Genomic DNA, 16,775 nt, shown 5'->3' on the forward strand with positions numbered 1-16,775 from the left:
AAGCTTCTAAGTAAATTATAAAATCTACTATACTTAGAAGCGAGGAATAAAGTTATGAAGTATCCATTATTTAATCATTGGTCAGAAACAAAGTATATAAAAGATATAGTAACAAATCCACTCATTGAAGTAGGAGAGTACTCCTATTATTCAGGGTATTATAGTCATCAAAATTTTGAAGATGGCTGTGTAAGGTATTTGTGGGGAGATGCTAAGTCCCAAGCACTGTTCAATCCAATTGAACAGATGGGATGGCACCTTGACAAACTCATTATTGGGAATTATGTTTGCATTGCAAGTGGGGTAGTCATTTTAATGGGTGGTAATCATAATCATCACTCAGAATGGATTACAGTATATCCATTCGCTGAGCAAATTAAACAATCATATGAACCTAAGGGAGATACAGTCATTAAAAGTGATGCTTGGATTGGAATGAATGCTATAATAATGCCTGGCGTTACTATTGGTGAAGGTGCAATTGTTGCTGCAGGATCTGTCGTAAGTAAAGATGTTCCGCCGTATACAATAGTTGGTGGAAATCCTGCTAAGGAAATAAAGAAACGATTCACTGATACAGAAATAAACATGTTAATGGAAATGCGTTGGTTTGATTGGGATAGGAAATTGATTGAGAAGGCAATTCCGCTGTTATCTAGTCCATCCATCGAATCATTATTTGCTTTTTATAAAAATGAAGTGAAAAATAAATAAATCAGTTAGAAAAACTACATCCAGTATAGGGTGTAGTTTTTTATTTTTTGTAAATGTGGAACAAATGTATTATTTAGATTGTCTATTAACTGTAATCCTAAAAAATATGAAAGTGTGAATCATTTTGAAAAATATAAGGGGATTAAAAATAAGGATATGTGTGGAAATACAAAGTATTAGCGCACCTAAAAGTGTCGGATGAGATGGTCTATATGAAAGCGATTCTAACGTTTTATATGTATATACAATTTGAGAACACTGTCTATTTTTTTGCGGGATTATGTTAGAATAACGCTTTTTAAGTACAAAGAAATTGGAGGTAACAGAAGTGAAAGGTATGTTTTGCAAGAGAGTTATTGCAATAGTAACAGTGCTTACAATATTTTGTAGCATGGTCGTTACAATTGGAAGAGCAGCAGCGGAAACAGTTCCTGCTATAGACGTTGAAGCAGGATCAGCAATTTTAATAGAAGCAAATTCCGGAAAAATTTTATATGAAAAAAATGCAGATGAATCATTGGCAATTGCTAGTATGACAAAAATGATGAGCGAATACTTAGTTCATGAAGCGGTGGATAAAGGAAAACTTAAATGGGATCAAAAAGTTAAAATCTCTGAATATGCACATAAGATTTCGCAAGATCGTTCACTATCAAATGTTCCATTAGAAAATGGTGGCTCTTATACGGTAAAAGAGTTATATGAGGCAATGGCAATTTACTCTGCAAATGGTGCAACAATTGCTTTAGTTGAACAGATTGCTGGTAAAGAGGTCAATTTTGTAAAAATGATGAACGATAAGTCAAAAGAGTTTGGTATGAAAGATTATAAGCTTGTAAACTCTACCGGCTTAACAAATCAAGATTTAAAAGGATATCATCTAGAAGGGACAACTCTAGACGAGAAAAATAAAATGTCTGCAAGGGATTGTGCAATTTTAGCACAACGTCTTATTCAAGATTTCCCCCAAATATTAAATACAGCAAAAATTCCTAAAAAAACATTTCAAGAGGGTGGTAAATATCCAATTGATATGGCGAACTTTAATTGGATGTTAAAAGGTTTAATTAAGCAATATGAAGGTGTAGATGGTTTGAAAACAGGAACGACTCCAGAAGCGGGAGATTGTTTCACTGGTACAGTAGAAAGAAATGGTATGCGCCTAATTTCTGTAGTGATAAAAGCAAAATCTCATACGGCACGTTTTGATGAAACAAAGAAATTATACGATTATGGATTTGCGAATTTTGAAGTGAAGAATGTCTACGGAAAAGATTCAGTAGTAAAAGGGCATGAAACAGTTCGAGTAGCAAATGCAAAAGAAAAAGATGTAGTAGTTCAAATGAAACAAGCTGTTTCGCTTCCAATGCCGAAGGGCAACAAAGACATTTATAAAAAAGAATTTAAAGTATCGAATACGGAACAAGAAGCGCCTATTAAAAAAGGTGTAACAATTAGTAAAATGATTATCTCGTCTAAAGATAATACAGATCCTGGGTTCTTATCAGGTAATTCATTACAAATAGACCTTGTAACAAAATCTGATGTGGAACAAGCAAATTGGCTTACACGTTTTATACGTAAAACAGGATCTTTTTTTAGTGGTATGTGGGATCGTGCGATTGATATAGTAAAAAGCTAATTTTATAGGATACAACTAAATATTAGTTTGAAACAAAAGGTTTCAAAGCACTATAGATTCTTATGTGGATAGCTTGGAATGTCAGGGTGTAATTTTTTCTTCTTACTTTGTGCATTGCAATGACACTACTTTTTTCTATAGTTTTGTATCATTTAATCGAAAAGAAATGTATCAACTGGGCAAAACAAAGAACAACAATTTTTTTGAAAAAAAGTATAATTCCTAGGGAGATTTTATTTCTTTAGTAAATATACGAATATGACCGATTCCTTAGTATACTTGGGAATCGGTCAATTTTGGATTCTAAATGTAAATATAGTAAAGTGGAATATAATTGAAATCGAAAACCACTTAGAAATAACAATTACGGTGTGAGCTATTGTATAGTATAGATATATTTAACAATAAAGGGGGAATACATATGTGGAAGCGATTTGTAGCAATTGGTGATAGTTTTACAGAGGGGATAGGGGATGAAGTTGAGGGAATTGCATTAAAAAGCTGGGTAGATCATTTTGTTCAACTGTGTGAAAAAGATATAGAATATGCCAATTTTGCAAAGCGTGGGTTAGTAACTGAAGAAATTCGCTTGCAGCAATTAGAAAAGGCGTTAACTTTTAATCCAGATTTGGTTAGTCTCATTGCAGGGGCAAACGATGTTTTAAAAGGACGTTGGAATCATGATGCATATAAGAACGATATGGAATTTATGATAGATACATTAAGTAAAGCAGGGGCTGATATTATTATAGCAAACCTTCCTGATTTTACAGTTAGGCTTCCTTTTGCTTCTGAAAAAAAACAAGTAATAAAAGAACAATTATTAGAGGCAAATGAAGTTATACATTCACTGAGCAGAGAGTATAAGCTTCATCATGTTGATTTTTGGAATCATCATTTAGTTAATGACAATACGCTTTGGTCTAAGGATTTAATTCATCCAAACTCAAAAGGATATGTAAAAGTTGCTGAATTGATTTTTAGTAGTTTGCCTGTACAGAAGACAAAATAATAGTTTGTAATTTAACAAATATGATATTAATTGTATTTAAGCTATGTTTTTTAATAAATGGAAAGAACTAAACATTTAGCAAACAAAGCGTATCTACGATATATTTCTAAAGTAGTGTACAAATACAGAATTACAAGAAAAGATCACCTACGGAAATAGGTGATCTTTAAACATTCTTATACCTAAATTAATATATTAGATTACTAAATAAATTCGTACTACATAAAAATTAAGTTCTTTTATAGAAAAACTGATGATACATTAGCGTAAAATATATTATATCTTACAAGAGATTCATAACAACATTATATAATAATATAGTCAAATTATATTTTAGGGATTTATCCCGATTGTGTATAATGTGTAATTTTTTTGAAGCAGTAATGTCTAATAGATTAAATAGGTAGTAAATGTATAGGTTCAATACTATATGATTCAATCTTTGTTATGAGTGCATTAGTAATTGTTAGTATTATATTTTTAATATCTATTTTAGTTATTGGAATTAATTTGAATAGAAAATATGTAGGATAGAGAAAGGTACATATACTTTAATGTATATGTATCTTTTTATTTAGTAGGATTTATAGTCTCTATAAACTATTATGTTAATAAAATTAAAAAACTTTATTCTTAATATCCCTATGGTTAAAGCTATCTATAAAATGAAAATATAACTAAATAATAGTTTTGTTATGATTTGTGGATTTGGTTTTTTATCCGAATTTTCTGATTCAAATATTTCAACTTTATGAATATAGTAGGTGAAATATTTGTGTGATAGTATTTGAGATAGAAAAAAGCCAACTTTAAAAAGGATGTGAATTGAATGTGCAAACAACTGTAAATGGTTATATTAAGGTAATGTTTAACTAAGGTAAAGGTCTATTTTGTAACAGTTGATATAAAGACGAAGAAATAGGTGCACTCTTATTTATCAGACTATTTAAAATATGAGAAACCTTGAGATTAGTCTAGGTTTTGACGAAGTTAAATTCTAGATGAAATCTTTATAATGATTAATTAGGTTTAATAAAGGGGTACCTTATACGCAAAGGTGTTTATATTAGTAACCTAAGGAGCTTGCTTTTATGAAAACTACTGATTCAAAAGGTCTATTAGGAAATAGGGTTTATTTACAAGTTTTCTCTGCTTATTCATTGCTTATGCTTGGTGTTTTTATTGATATGTTAGCGATTATGACTATAGTTGGATTTGAATGGGAAGTAGATCCTACTATGATTGGATTGATTCCTGTTGCATACGCACTTCCAGGAATTATTTTTGGCTCATGGGCAGGTGTTATTGCAGATCGTTTTAGAAAAATTCCAATTATGATGTTCTGTAATCTAATGGTTGGTCTAATAACGATTGCTCTTTTATTTGTACAAGATATCCACTGGCTCTTAGTAGCATTAATGATTCGTTCCATTTTTATTGTTTTCTATTATCCTGCACAGCAAACACTAACAAGACAGATTGTATCCCCGGATTTGCTTACTAAAGCAGTAAGTATCAACGGAATAGTAGAGCAGGGTACCAAAATAGTAGGCCCGCTTATAGGGGGGATGTTGCTGAGTTGGTTTCAACCAGAGTTCTGCCTCATTATAAGAGCTATAAGTTGTTTATTAGCTACCTTAGTTCTGATACCCACAATAAAATTTAAAGAAACTATATCGAAAGAATTTGTTGAAAAGCAAAAACAAAGTACTTGGACCGCTTGGGTACAAGGATGGAGTTATGTGTTATCTAATCGGATAATATTATCAACTATGATTTTCGTTACAATAGCCATGGCAGTATTACAATTAGTAGACTCACAATTTCCAACTTTATTTAAGAGCTTATTCCCACATGATAAAAGTAAAATGGGATATATCATTTCTATTATTGGTCTTGGCGGAATACTTGGTGCATTACTAACTCAGAAATTAAAACAATTTCAATATGGCTGGGTAGTATGTGGAGGTATGGTTTTAATGGGAATTGGTTTTGGCGGGATCGGTTTGATAACGCCCAGTACGGTCTTCGTTTTGGCCTACTTAATTAGTTTTATCGCTGGTATTGGAAGTGGGCTGATGCTTGTATCTAATCAAGTCATTTTACAAATAGAATCCGATCAAGATCAAGTAGGAAGAGTATTTGGTATTCAAAGCAGTTTAACAAACGCAGTTCTAATTATTTCTCCTGCTATGAGTGGCCCATTAGTGCATTTGTTTGGAGTAACTCAACTCTATGTTTATGGAGGGGTTGGGCTTGTTATTATTGGAGTAATTGGAGTTTCACTGCAGAAATATTTATGGGCTAAACATAAACACGAACCTATAAGAGCAAATAATTTTTGAAGGGGAGATTTTTATGACCAATAAGGAATGTTATCCATTAAGCCATCCGCAGCGAAGAATATGGTATACAGAAGTTATTCATTCTGATAAAGGAATATGTAATTTAAGATTTTTATTTAAACTTCATCGGAAAATGAATTATTCAAAATTAAACCAAGTTGTGAATCGCGTTATCAGTGAAAATGACGGTCTGTGCATTAGGTTAAAAGAAAATGGGCATCAGGAACCAAAACAATATTTTATTAAACATGAAGAACAAGAATTTGAGTTTTTTGATTTCAGTAATGTGGAGAATACAAATTTGCTTGAGGAATGGATTGAGCAGAAAACAAAAGAAACGTTTACATTATTTAATTCAAATTTATACTATTTCGCTTTAATAAAATTAAACGATAATGAATGTGCAGTCTTTGGAAATGTTCATCATATTATTATGGATGGTTTATCAATTCAAATATTTACTGAGCAAATTGCAAAATATTATTATGAAATGCATAACGAGAATGAGGAAGGCGAAATTAAAAATTCATATGTTCAATTCCTGACTAATGAACAAACATACTTGAATAGTAGTCGCTTTCAAAAAGATCAAAAATTCTGGTTAGAGGAATTTAAAACACTGCCATCTGTGACTGGATTGAAGCCCTATAATACGTACCAAGTTAGTACCAAAGCATCACGTGAGACATTTATATTAACGGAGCATTTGAAGAGAAAGATAGAAAAATTTTCTGAAGATTACAAAATTAGTTTATACACTTTTTTTGTTGCTGCTTTCTCGTTGTCCATGTATCGGTGGACTTTATCGCTTGATATTGGTTTAGGAATGGCTTACGGCAACCGTATGACTAAAATGGAACGAAAATTGATTGGAATGATGGTGAGTACAGTTCCTTTAAGAATGGATATTGATCCAGAAGAAGAAGTACTTTCATTTATTAGTAGGGTGTCCAGAAAACAAAGCAAATTATTGAGACACCAGAAATATCCATTTGATTTGTTGTTAAAGCAGATTAATAAAGAGAATAATAGTAATGTGAGACTTTTCGGAACTACGATTGATTATAGGGATCGCGATGAAAGTGGTGACTCACTATGGATTCCAAACCATGAAGAGGTACAAGATTTTGCAGTGCATATTGAAAATCTAATTGATATTGACTCTTTACATGTACATATTGATTATCGTGAGGAGCTATTTTCTAAGGAAGAGATAAAACGGTTTTTTAACGTGATGTTAGCGATAATGGAAAACACTTTTGAAAAACCAAAGCAGAAGGTAGCTGAAATCGAAATCATTTCTGATGAAGATAAAAGAAAAAGTTTAGTTGAGTTCAACAATCCTAAGCTGGATTTCCCATCTCAAGTAACTATTCATGAATTGTTCGAACAGCAAGCGTTGAACTATCCAAGCGATATTGCAGTTACGTATGGCAAAGAAAAAGTTACTTATAGGGAGCTTAATGAACGCGCAAATCAGTTAGCTCATTATTTGCAGAAAAAGGGAGTAAGACCTGATACTTTAGTTGGACTGTGTGTTGAACGTTCCCTCGAAATGATTGTAGGTATTTTAGGAATTTTGAAGGCTGGTGGGGCTTATGTTCCACTTGATCCAACATATCCAGAGCAGCGACTTCAATATATTCTAGAAGATGCTAGCATTCAGTTATTCGTAACGCAAGAAAGTTTAAAAGAATTGAAATGTTTACCAGAAAATGTTAAGTCGATTTTCCTGGATCGTGATCAAGATGAGATTGGGAAAGAAAGTAAGACTTTGCCTGTTTCTGATGTCGGTCCCAAAAATCTGGCATATGTAATCTATACTTCGGGATCAACGGGAAATCCAAAGGGCGTTATGATAGAGCATCACAATGTCATTCGGTTATTTAAATCGACGGATTGTTGGTATCAATTTAATGAAAAAGATACTTGGACGCTTTTTCATTCGTATGCATTTGATTTCTCAGTATGGGAAATTTGGGGAGCATTATTATATGGTGGAAAATTAGTTGTTGTTCCGTACTGGATTAGTCGATCACCTAAGGATTTTTATCAATTATTGGTGGAGGAAGAAGTCACAGTTCTAAATCAGACACCTTCCGCATTTCGACAATTAATACGAGTGTGTGAACAAGAAGATAAGAATAAAAATTTGCAGCTGCGTTACGTAATATTTGGCGGAGAAGCGTTAGAACCTATTAGCTTGTTACCGTGGTTTAAAAGGTATGGGGAGAAAAAACCACAGTTAATTAATATGTATGGAATTACAGAAACTACAGTTCATGTTACATATTATCCAATTACTTTAGATGATGTGCAGCATGCTTCAAGAAGTAATATTGGAAAGCGGATTCCCGATTTAGAAGTGTATATACTAGATGCTTATCAACAACCTGTTCCTATAGGTGTTGATGGTGAACTTTATATTGGTGGAGCAGGATTGGCACGTGGGTATTTAAATAGACCTGAATTAACAGCAGAGCGTTTTATATCTCATCCATTTAGTAGTGATCCGAAAGCAAGATTATACCGGACAGGAGACTTAGCGAGGTATTTGCCAGATGGGAATCTAGATTATCGTGGAAGAATTGATCATCAGGTTAAAATACGTGGTTTCAGAATTGAGATTGGGGAAATTGAGTCTACTTTACATACATATGCATATGTAAAAGAGGCAGTTGTAATTGTAAGAGAAGATCAGCCGGGTGATAAAAGATTAGTAGCATATGTTGTAGGAGATGGAAATGTAGATGCGTGGAGAGAGTATCTTAAAGCGAAACTACCAAGTTATATGGTTCCTGCGGGATTTGTGGCGATGGAAGCTATTCCACTTACAGCTAACGGTAAAGTTGATCGTGAGGCCTTACCTATGCCGGAGGAAACGCAGATTAATAGTGAATGTGTTGGCCCTCGGAATAGTAACGAACAGATACTAACTACCATTTGGAAGAGAGTATTAGGTGTTAAAAAGGTGGGAATCTATGATAATTTCTTTGAAATTGGTGGCGACTCGATTCTCAGTATTCAAATCATATCTCAAGCAAGTCAAGTGGGGTTAAAACTTACTCCAAAGCAAATGTTTGAATGCCCAACTATCGCTGAGCTGGCACAAGTGGCTATAGAAACGCAGGGAGTACAAGCGGAGCAGGGAATTGTGATAGGTGATGTGCCTCTTACTCCAATTCAGTGCTGGTTCTTCGAGCAAGAACATCCACATACAGAGCATTGGAATCAATCAATGCTTTTAAGAGTAAAAGAAAGATTGGATGTGAAATTACTAGAGGGAGCGATATTAAATTTACTGAAACATCATGATGCTTTACGTTTCCGGTACGAACAGTTACCAAACGGAACGTGGAGGCAGAGAAATGAAGGGACTGATGAGCTGTCAGTACTCCATGTTGTAAAACGGAATCAAGTTAATGAAAAAGAGTGGAATAAAATAATACAAGAAGAGATGAATATTCATCAAGCTAGTTTCAATTTAATTACTGGTCCGTTAATGAAAGTAGTGTACTTTGAAGATAACTTGACTGAAAATGATCGAATATTCTGGGTGATACATCATTTAGTAGTAGATGGAGTGTCATGGAGGATTCTATTGGAAGATTTACAGGTGGTATATAACCAGATGAAACAAGGTCAAGAAATTCGCTTACCTGCGAAAAGTACATCTTTTAAAGAATGGTCTGAACGACTTCAGACATACAGTGATTCGGGTATTTCAAAAGAAGTAAAGGATTATTGGAATGAACAAGTAGAAAAAGCAACGATGAAAATTCCAATGGACTATCCAATACAAGAAACGACAGAAGAATCGATTGATCAAGTGACGAGGACTTTAGGAATAGAAGAAACACAAGCATTGTTTCACGAAGTTCTAGTCACTCATAAGACAAGGATTGATGAGGTATTATTGGCGGCATTAGGACAAGCTATCGTCGATTGTACAAATCAGCAAACCGTTTCTATTCATCTAGAAGGACACGGGAGAGAAGAGATGATTGAAGGTATTGATTTATCAAGGACAGTGGGCTGGTTCACGAGTATTTATCCCGTTCATCTCAATTTTCAAGGAACTCAGACACCTATTGAAGGGTTAAAGGCAGTCAAAGAGCAATTGCGTCGAATCCCAAATCGCGGAGTTGACTATGGTATTTTACGTTACTTGAATAAAGGATTACTTCCGTTTTATCAGCAAAAGCCTTCAATAAGCTTTAACTATTTGGGCCAATTTGATCAGGTGTTTTCAAGGGACTCTTTGTTTATGCAAGAGACAGGATTTACATTTTTAGATCATGCTCCAGATTCCAAACCATCTCATCTAATTGATGTTATCGGAATGGTGAAAGATGAAAAGTTACATTTTATTTGGATGTATAGTAGGGAACAGTTTTCTAAATTAAAAATTCAAGTGATAGCAGATGGTATGTTGAGGCATCTTCGTCAACTTATAAATAAACCAACAACAGAGTCTGCTTTTACGGTATCAGATTTTGCTGATGCAGAGGATCTTACGGAAGAAAGCTTGAGCAAAGTATTACTTAAATTAACAAAGAAGAGGGTGTAAAAATGGGAGACGTTATTGATATATATGGTTTATCACCTTTGCAAAAAGGAATACTGTTTCATACTTTATACGATCAAGATGATGAACATTCTTTTTCCTATATTGTACAAGTAGGTTTCTTGCTCGGGGGGCAATTGGATGTTGATACTTTTGAAAAGGCTTGGGAATATGTTATTAATCGACATGAGGTTTTACGTTCAGTATTTGTATGGGAGGAAGTAGAAAAGCCACTACAAGCGGTTTACCAACGTCTTCCTTTTACTATTCATCAAGAGGATTGGAGCACCTATCCACATGAGGAAAGGGTGAAGAAATTACAACAGTTTTTGAATGTAGATCGTAGAAAAGGATTTTTATTGGATGAAGCACCGTTGATGAGAGTCACTGCGATTAAAGAAGCAAAAGAGGAAACGAGAATTATTTGGACACATCATCATATTTTGCTAGATGGATGGAGTGTATCATTGGTCTTTAGTGAAGTGATGGAAGTTTATCTCAAGATGATAAAGGGAGAATTATTGACTCTTCCTAAATCTCTTCCTTATAAAAAATATATCCAGTGGATAAATAAACAAGATCAAAGTCAAGCAGAGGAATTTTGGAAAGAAGAATTAAAAGGGTTCTATGCACCTACGCCATTAGCAATGGAAAGAAAGGATCAAGGACAAGAGAAGGGCTATGGAGAGTGTGTTTATCAAGTATCTGAGAAACTTACTGAGAAGTTACAAGAGTGGGTACGAAATAGTCGATTAACGTTGAATACGTTAGTACAAGGTGCATGGGCTTATTTGATGAGTAGGTATAGCGGTGACAGTGACGTCGTATTTGGCGTAACTAGCGCTGGACGTCCTACTGATTTAATGGGAGCAGAGAATATGGTGGGGCTATTTATTAACACATTACCTACCAGAATTCGATTAACGGATAATACATCAGTAGTAGATTGGCTTCGTAAAATACAAATGAAAGAAATGGAACGAAGACAGTATGAGTATAATTCGTTGATAGATATTCAAGGCTGGAGTGAGGTTCCGCGAAATAGCTCCTTATTTCATACCTTGTATGTGTTTGAAAATTATCCAATTCAAGGTGAGAGAAATGATGATTTAAGATTACTAGATGTTACAAGCACGGAACAAACAAATTATCCTTTAACACTCATTGTAATGCCCGGTAAGAAAATTACTTTAAAGTTGATGTATGATCGAAGCTATTTTAATGAAGAAACAATAAATCTGATTCAGAATCACTTATTGCAAATATTAATTCAGATGACGAAGAGCCTAGATTCAAAACTATTTGAAATTACTCATTTAACAGAAGAAGAACAGATACAGTTACTAGAGGAATGGAATCATACTCAATTTAATTATTCGGCTGAAGGCATGATTCATACGATGTTTGAGGAGCAAGTTAAAAAAACACCGGAAGCAATCGCGGCTAGTTACGAAAATGAACAAATTACCTATAAAGAGTTGGAGAAGCGTGCAAATCAGCTAGCTCATTATCTACAAAAGCATGGTGTAGGCCCAGAGTCTCTAGTTGGGGTATATATGGAACGTTCATTACAAATGATGATAGCGTTATTAGGTATTCTAAAATCAGGAGCAGCGTATGTTCCACTTGACCCTACTTATCCAGAAAGTCGACTTCGATATATATTAGAGGATGCTGGAATCGAAGTACTAGTGACGGAAGAAAATTCTAAAAATTTGTTTGTATCTGAAAAAATAGAAACGATTTGTATGAATAAAGATTACACTGCAATTGAAAAAGAAGAATCAACCCCATGCATAAGTGGTGTAACAGGAGAAAATTTAGCGTATGTTATGTATACTTCAGGATCTACAGGGAATCCAAAGGGAGTAATGATTGAGCATCATTCAGTAATTAATTATCTAGAATGGATGCAACATAAATATCCGCTTTCTGAAAAGGATGTGGTCTTGCAGAAAACGCCATTCTCATTTGATGTCTCTGTTTGGGAATTGTTTTGGGGCATTCACGTTGGTGCAAGTGTATCTTTCCTACCTCCAGGTGGAGAAAAAGATCCTTCTATTATAGCTGAAGTGATTAAACAACATCAGGTTACTATAGTTCAATTTGTACCTTCGATGTTATCTGTTTTCTTAGACCACTTCAATCATATTGAATTGAACATGAATTGTTCGTCCGTACGCCATGTATTTTCTGGTGGAGAAGAACTAAGTTCAGGGTTGGTTAGACGATTTCAACAGAAATGGAATTATAGTGGACAAGTGAAATTAACCAACTTTTATGGACCAACTGAAGCCACTATTTATGTGAATGCATTTGATATTCAGCCTAATCAAGAATTTGTTTCTATTGGGCAGCCAATACAGAACACGCAATTATATGTATTAGACCAAAATCAACGCTTGCAATCAATAGGAATTGAGGGTGAGTTATATATTGGTGGTGCTGGTTTAGCGCGTGGATACTTAAATCGTCCGAATCTTACTGCTGAAAAATTCGTTTCGCATCCATATCGATTTGGGGAACGACTATATCGAACAGGAGATTCAGTAAGATATTTAACTGATGGAAATTTAGAATTTATAGGTAGAATGGACCACCAAGTCAAAATGCGTGGTTTTAGGATTGAATTAGGAGAAATTGAAGCGACTTTAGAAAAATGTTCGTTTATTAAAGAGGCTGTCGTATTAGTTAGAGAAGATCGTCCAGGTGATCAACGATTGGTTGCATATGTAATAAGTGATGGAAATACCGAGGAGTGGAGAGAGTGTTTACAAAAACAATTACCGAATCATATGATTCCAGCGCACTTTATAGAGTTAGAACATTTCCCGCTTACTCCAAATGGGAAAATTGACCGAAAGGCCTTGCCAGCACCTGATGAGCAAGCTATTGAAGATTTAAATGTGCTACCTCGGACGCCATCGGAAGAGCTTATTGCCTCGGTTTGGAGTCAAGTGTTAGGAACAGAAAATATTGGCATTCAGGATTCCTTCTTTGAACGTGGTGGGCACTCACTACTTGCTACTCAAATTGTCTCTCGATTGCAAGAACTGTTCCAAATTAAAATTCCATTACGTGAACTTTTCAAGCACGATACAGTGGAAGCATTGGCGAAACGAGTGGATCAGTTACGAAAAGAAGATAAAAAACGAGAGGTTGCGCCCCTTGTACCTATGAAACGAGAAGAAGTTATCCCACTTTCCTATGCGCAGAAACGTCTATGGTTTATTGATCAATTAATGCCAAATAGTGCTATGTACAATATCCATGCAGCGTGTCGCTTAACAGGTGAATGGTCAATTGAAGCATTGGAGGTCGGATGGAATCAATTGTTGGAGCGTCATGAATCATTAAGGACGACAATTCTAGAACAAGAGGGTGAACCTTTTCAACAAGTTCAATCTCATGTGTTCAGGTATATTCCTCAAACGAATCTAACAGATCTTTCCTTGGAAGATAGGGAAAGAGAAATGAAACGCCTTATTCAAAACGAGGCGGAGGAACCATTTCATTTTGGACAAGGTCCTCTAATTCGAACACGAATATTGAAAGTGGACAGGGAAGAATGGGTTCTCATTTGTACGATGCATCATATTATTTCAGATGGATGGTCAATGGGAATCTTACTTGAAGAATGGATGGCTTTTTATGAAGGAGCACTAACCGGAAAACCAGTGGAATTGAAGGAGTTATCTATCCAATATGCAGATTTTGTTATGTGGCAGAAGGAATGGCAAAAAGAGGAGAGTTTGAATCAGCATCTTCAATATTGGAAGGAAGAATTATCTGGGGAACTACCGGTTTTACAATTACCGATGGATCGTCCTCGACCTGCAGTTCAAACCCATCGTGGTGCAAGTCAGTCCTTAATAGTGGCGAATTCCTTACAGAAAAAGCTCAAAGATTTAAGTTTGCAAGAAGGATGCACTTTATTTATGACATTGATGGCAGCGTATCAAAGCTTCCTTTCTCGTTATACAGGACAGGACGACATTATAGTTGGAAGCCCAATCGCTAATCGAAATGTGAAAGAGATTGAGGGATTAATAGGATTCTTTGCAAATACGTTAGTTTATCGAGCTGATTTCAGTGGAAATCCCACGTTCCAAGAACTATTGTCGCAGGTAAGAAAAAAAGCGCTAAAAGCATTCGAGTATCAGGACATCCCATTTGAGAAAGTGGTAGAATCCGTAAAACCTGAACGGAATACAAGTCATTCACCAATATTTCAAACTATGTTTACTTTACAGAATATGAAACAAGAATTTCTTCAGCTATCTGAAAGACAAATGGAACTCATGGAAAGCCATGCTTCTGTTGCCAAATTTGATTTGAGTTTATTTGCTTCTGAGACGGAAGAAGGATTATCACTAACCTTTGAATATAATACTGATTTGTTTAATGATACAACCATTGAACGTATGGCAAGTCATTTTAAACATTGGTTAAATCAAATTGTCTCTCATCCAAAATGTATACTATCAGAACTGAATATGTTATCAAAAGTAGAATATAAGCAACTACTAGAGGAATGGAATGAATCAGCCGTTATAGATATAGAAGATAGTACGATTCATACAATGTTTGAAGAACAAGTAGAAAAAACACCAGAAGCAATTGCAGTAGTGTGCGAAGATGAAGAACTAACATATCGAGAGTTGGACGAACGCTCGAATCAGTTGGCACATTATTTACAAAAAAATGGTGTAACATGCGAATCATTAGTTGGGATTTGCGTTACACGTTCATCCGAGATGATTGTCGGTCTCTTAGGAATTATGAAGGCGGGAGGAGCATATGTCCCAATTGATCCAGCGTATCCGGAAAGTCGACTGCAGTACATTTTAGAAGATGCTCAAATAAAGGTACTGGTGACACAGGAAAAGTTACAACAAAAAATGGTTATACCTACATTCGTCAACGTCATTTGTATTGATCGTAATCGAGCAGAAATAGAACAAGAAGTTACTACGGTATGCACGAGTGAAGCGACGGGTGATAACTTAGCTTATATTATCTATACTTCAGGTTCCACGGGAAATCCAAAGGGAGTAATGATTGAGCACAGAAATACAGTAACAATGATTCATTGGGCGCATCATACGTATTCTCGAAAGGAATTAGCGGGAGTATTAGCTTCGACTTCACTATCTTTTGATTTATCCGTTTTTGAAGTATTTGTTCCCTTAACGATGGGTGGTAAGGTGATTGTCGCTGAAAATGCTCTACATCTAGACAAGTTGTCTACCAAAGGTGTGACTTTGGTTAATACTGTGCCATCGGCAGCAAAGGAACTGGTTCGAGCAAAAACAATTCCTTCTTCAGTAAAGGTAATGAATTTGGCTGGAGAACCGTTACCATATCCGCTTGTTCAAGATTTATACGAGAGAAGTACGATTGAGAAGGTGTTCAACTTATATGGACCGTCTGAAGATACTACGTATTCCACGTATATGGAATTAGAAAAGGGTGTCATGCATAGGGTACCACCAATTGGTAAACCAATCTTCAATACAGAAGTATATGTATTGAGTGCTGAACAAAAAATGGTTCCAATTGGTGTAGTTGGTGAGTTGTACATTGGTGGATCAGGGTTAGCACGTGGATATTTAAAACGCCCTGACTTAACGAAAAATCGATTTATAACGCATCCGTTTAAAGAAGACGAGCGAGTATACCGGACTGGAGATCTAGTAAGGTATTTGCCGGATGGAAATTTGGAGTATGTTGGACGAATTGATCATCAGGTGAAAATTCGTGGGTTCCGGATTGAACTAGGAGAAATCGAAGCGGTATTACAAAAGCATACATTAGTTAACGAAGCTATTGTGATGGTGCGGGAAGATTATCCTGGCGATCCACGTTTGATTGCCTATGTTGTAGGAGACGGGGATGCTCAAAAGTGGCGTGATTATCTCAAGGAACAACTACCAAACTATATGATTCCATCCTATTTTGTTGGATTAAATGCATTTCCACTCACTCCTAATGGGAAAATTGATAGGAAGGCTTTACCAGCACTAGAGAAGCAGGAGATAGCAAGTTGTTATATTGCTCCTCGTACGTCTACGGAAAAAACAATTGTTTCGATATGGCATGAAGTTTTAGGTATGGAAAACATCGGAATTCAAGATTCGTTTTTTGAAATTGGTGGACATTCATTACTTGCTACGCAAGCTGTTTCCAATCTTAAAGAGGCTTTTGGAATCGAGATACCATTGCATGATTTATTTATATTTCATACGGTGCAGCAATTGGCAGAACAGATTGATCAATTGCTCGATAACAAAAATCAAGAAATGCAGAATGATAGTAAGGAGAATGTAAGTCTTCAAGACTATATTCAAAAAGAAGCAGAAGTCAGTAATGATGAAGAATTACTAGAACTGCTTAAGCAATTAGAAGAGCTATCAGAGGAAGAAGCACATGGGATATTCGAGAGTAATTTGATTGAGGAAGGGGTAAAAAAATGAGAAGTGATTTACTTGCAAA

General features: G+C 35.2%; 6 protein-coding genes and 1 pseudogene. All 7 read left to right on the forward strand.

Going from position 1 to position 16,775, the window contains the following annotated elements:
* Positions 1–54: 54 nt before the first annotated feature.
* The 7 genes and pseudogenes from BAQ53_RS11585 to BAQ53_RS11615 all read left to right on the forward strand — a co-directional run bounded on the left by BAQ53_RS11585 (position 55) and on the right by BAQ53_RS11615 (position 16,756).
* Positions 55–714, forward strand: a complete 660-nt coding sequence (locus BAQ53_RS11585) for a CatB-related O-acetyltransferase (RefSeq protein ID WP_000876936.1) — start codon at positions 55–57, stop codon at positions 712–714.
* A gap of 328 nt (positions 715–1,042) precedes the next feature.
* A complete protein-coding gene (locus BAQ53_RS11590) occupies positions 1,043–2,356 on the forward strand; it encodes a D-alanyl-D-alanine carboxypeptidase family protein (protein WP_046946294.1) in 1,314 nt (437 codons plus the stop codon).
* Between the two features lie 92 nt (positions 2,357–2,448).
* A pseudogene (locus tag BAQ53_RS11595) lies at positions 2,449–2,601 on the forward strand (acyltransferase family protein); the annotation flags it as partial.
* Between the two features lie 176 nt (positions 2,602–2,777).
* Positions 2,778–3,368 carry an SGNH/GDSL hydrolase family protein gene (locus BAQ53_RS11600; protein WP_046946293.1) on the forward strand — a complete coding sequence of 197 codons (591 nt, stop codon included), beginning with the start codon at positions 2,778–2,780 and terminating at the stop codon, positions 3,366–3,368.
* Between the two features lie 1,091 nt (positions 3,369–4,459).
* The gene (locus tag BAQ53_RS11605; protein WP_000858617.1) at positions 4,460–5,713 is read left to right on the forward strand and encodes an MFS transporter; all 1,254 of its coding nucleotides are present in this window, start codon (positions 4,460–4,462) and stop codon (positions 5,711–5,713) included.
* A gap of 13 nt (positions 5,714–5,726) precedes the next feature.
* Positions 5,727–10,283: a non-ribosomal peptide synthetase gene (locus BAQ53_RS11610; RefSeq protein ID WP_208906864.1), complete on the forward strand. Its 4,557-nt coding sequence runs from the start codon at positions 5,727–5,729 to the stop codon at positions 10,281–10,283.
* A gap of 2 nt (positions 10,284–10,285) precedes the next feature.
* The gene (locus tag BAQ53_RS11615; RefSeq protein WP_208906865.1) at positions 10,286–16,756 is read left to right on the forward strand and encodes a non-ribosomal peptide synthetase; all 6,471 of its coding nucleotides are present in this window, start codon (positions 10,286–10,288) and stop codon (positions 16,754–16,756) included.
* The last annotated feature ends 19 nt before the right edge of the window (positions 16,757–16,775 follow it).

This window comes from Bacillus sp. B25(2016b) (genome assembly GCF_001679765.1).
Classification (GTDB): domain Bacteria; phylum Bacillota; class Bacilli; order Bacillales; family Bacillaceae_G; genus Bacillus_A; species Bacillus_A thuringiensis_K.

What these genes read in the sequence shown, in the direction of transcription:
- BAQ53_RS11605 (WP_000858617.1), top strand. Translation starts at nt 4,460, where the DNA reads ATGAAAACTACTGATTCAAAAGGTCTATTAGGAAATAGGGTTTATTTA.
- BAQ53_RS11615 (WP_208906865.1), top strand. Translation starts at nt 10,286, where the DNA reads ATGGGAGACGTTATTGATATATATGGTTTATCACCTTTGCAAAAAGGA.
- BAQ53_RS11600 (WP_046946293.1), top strand. Translation starts at nt 2,778, where the DNA reads ATGTGGAAGCGATTTGTAGCAATTGGTGATAGTTTTACAGAGGGGATA.
- BAQ53_RS11610 (WP_208906864.1), top strand. Translation starts at nt 5,727, where the DNA reads ATGACCAATAAGGAATGTTATCCATTAAGCCATCCGCAGCGAAGAATA.
- BAQ53_RS11585 (WP_000876936.1), top strand. Translation starts at nt 55, where the DNA reads ATGAAGTATCCATTATTTAATCATTGGTCAGAAACAAAGTATATAAAA.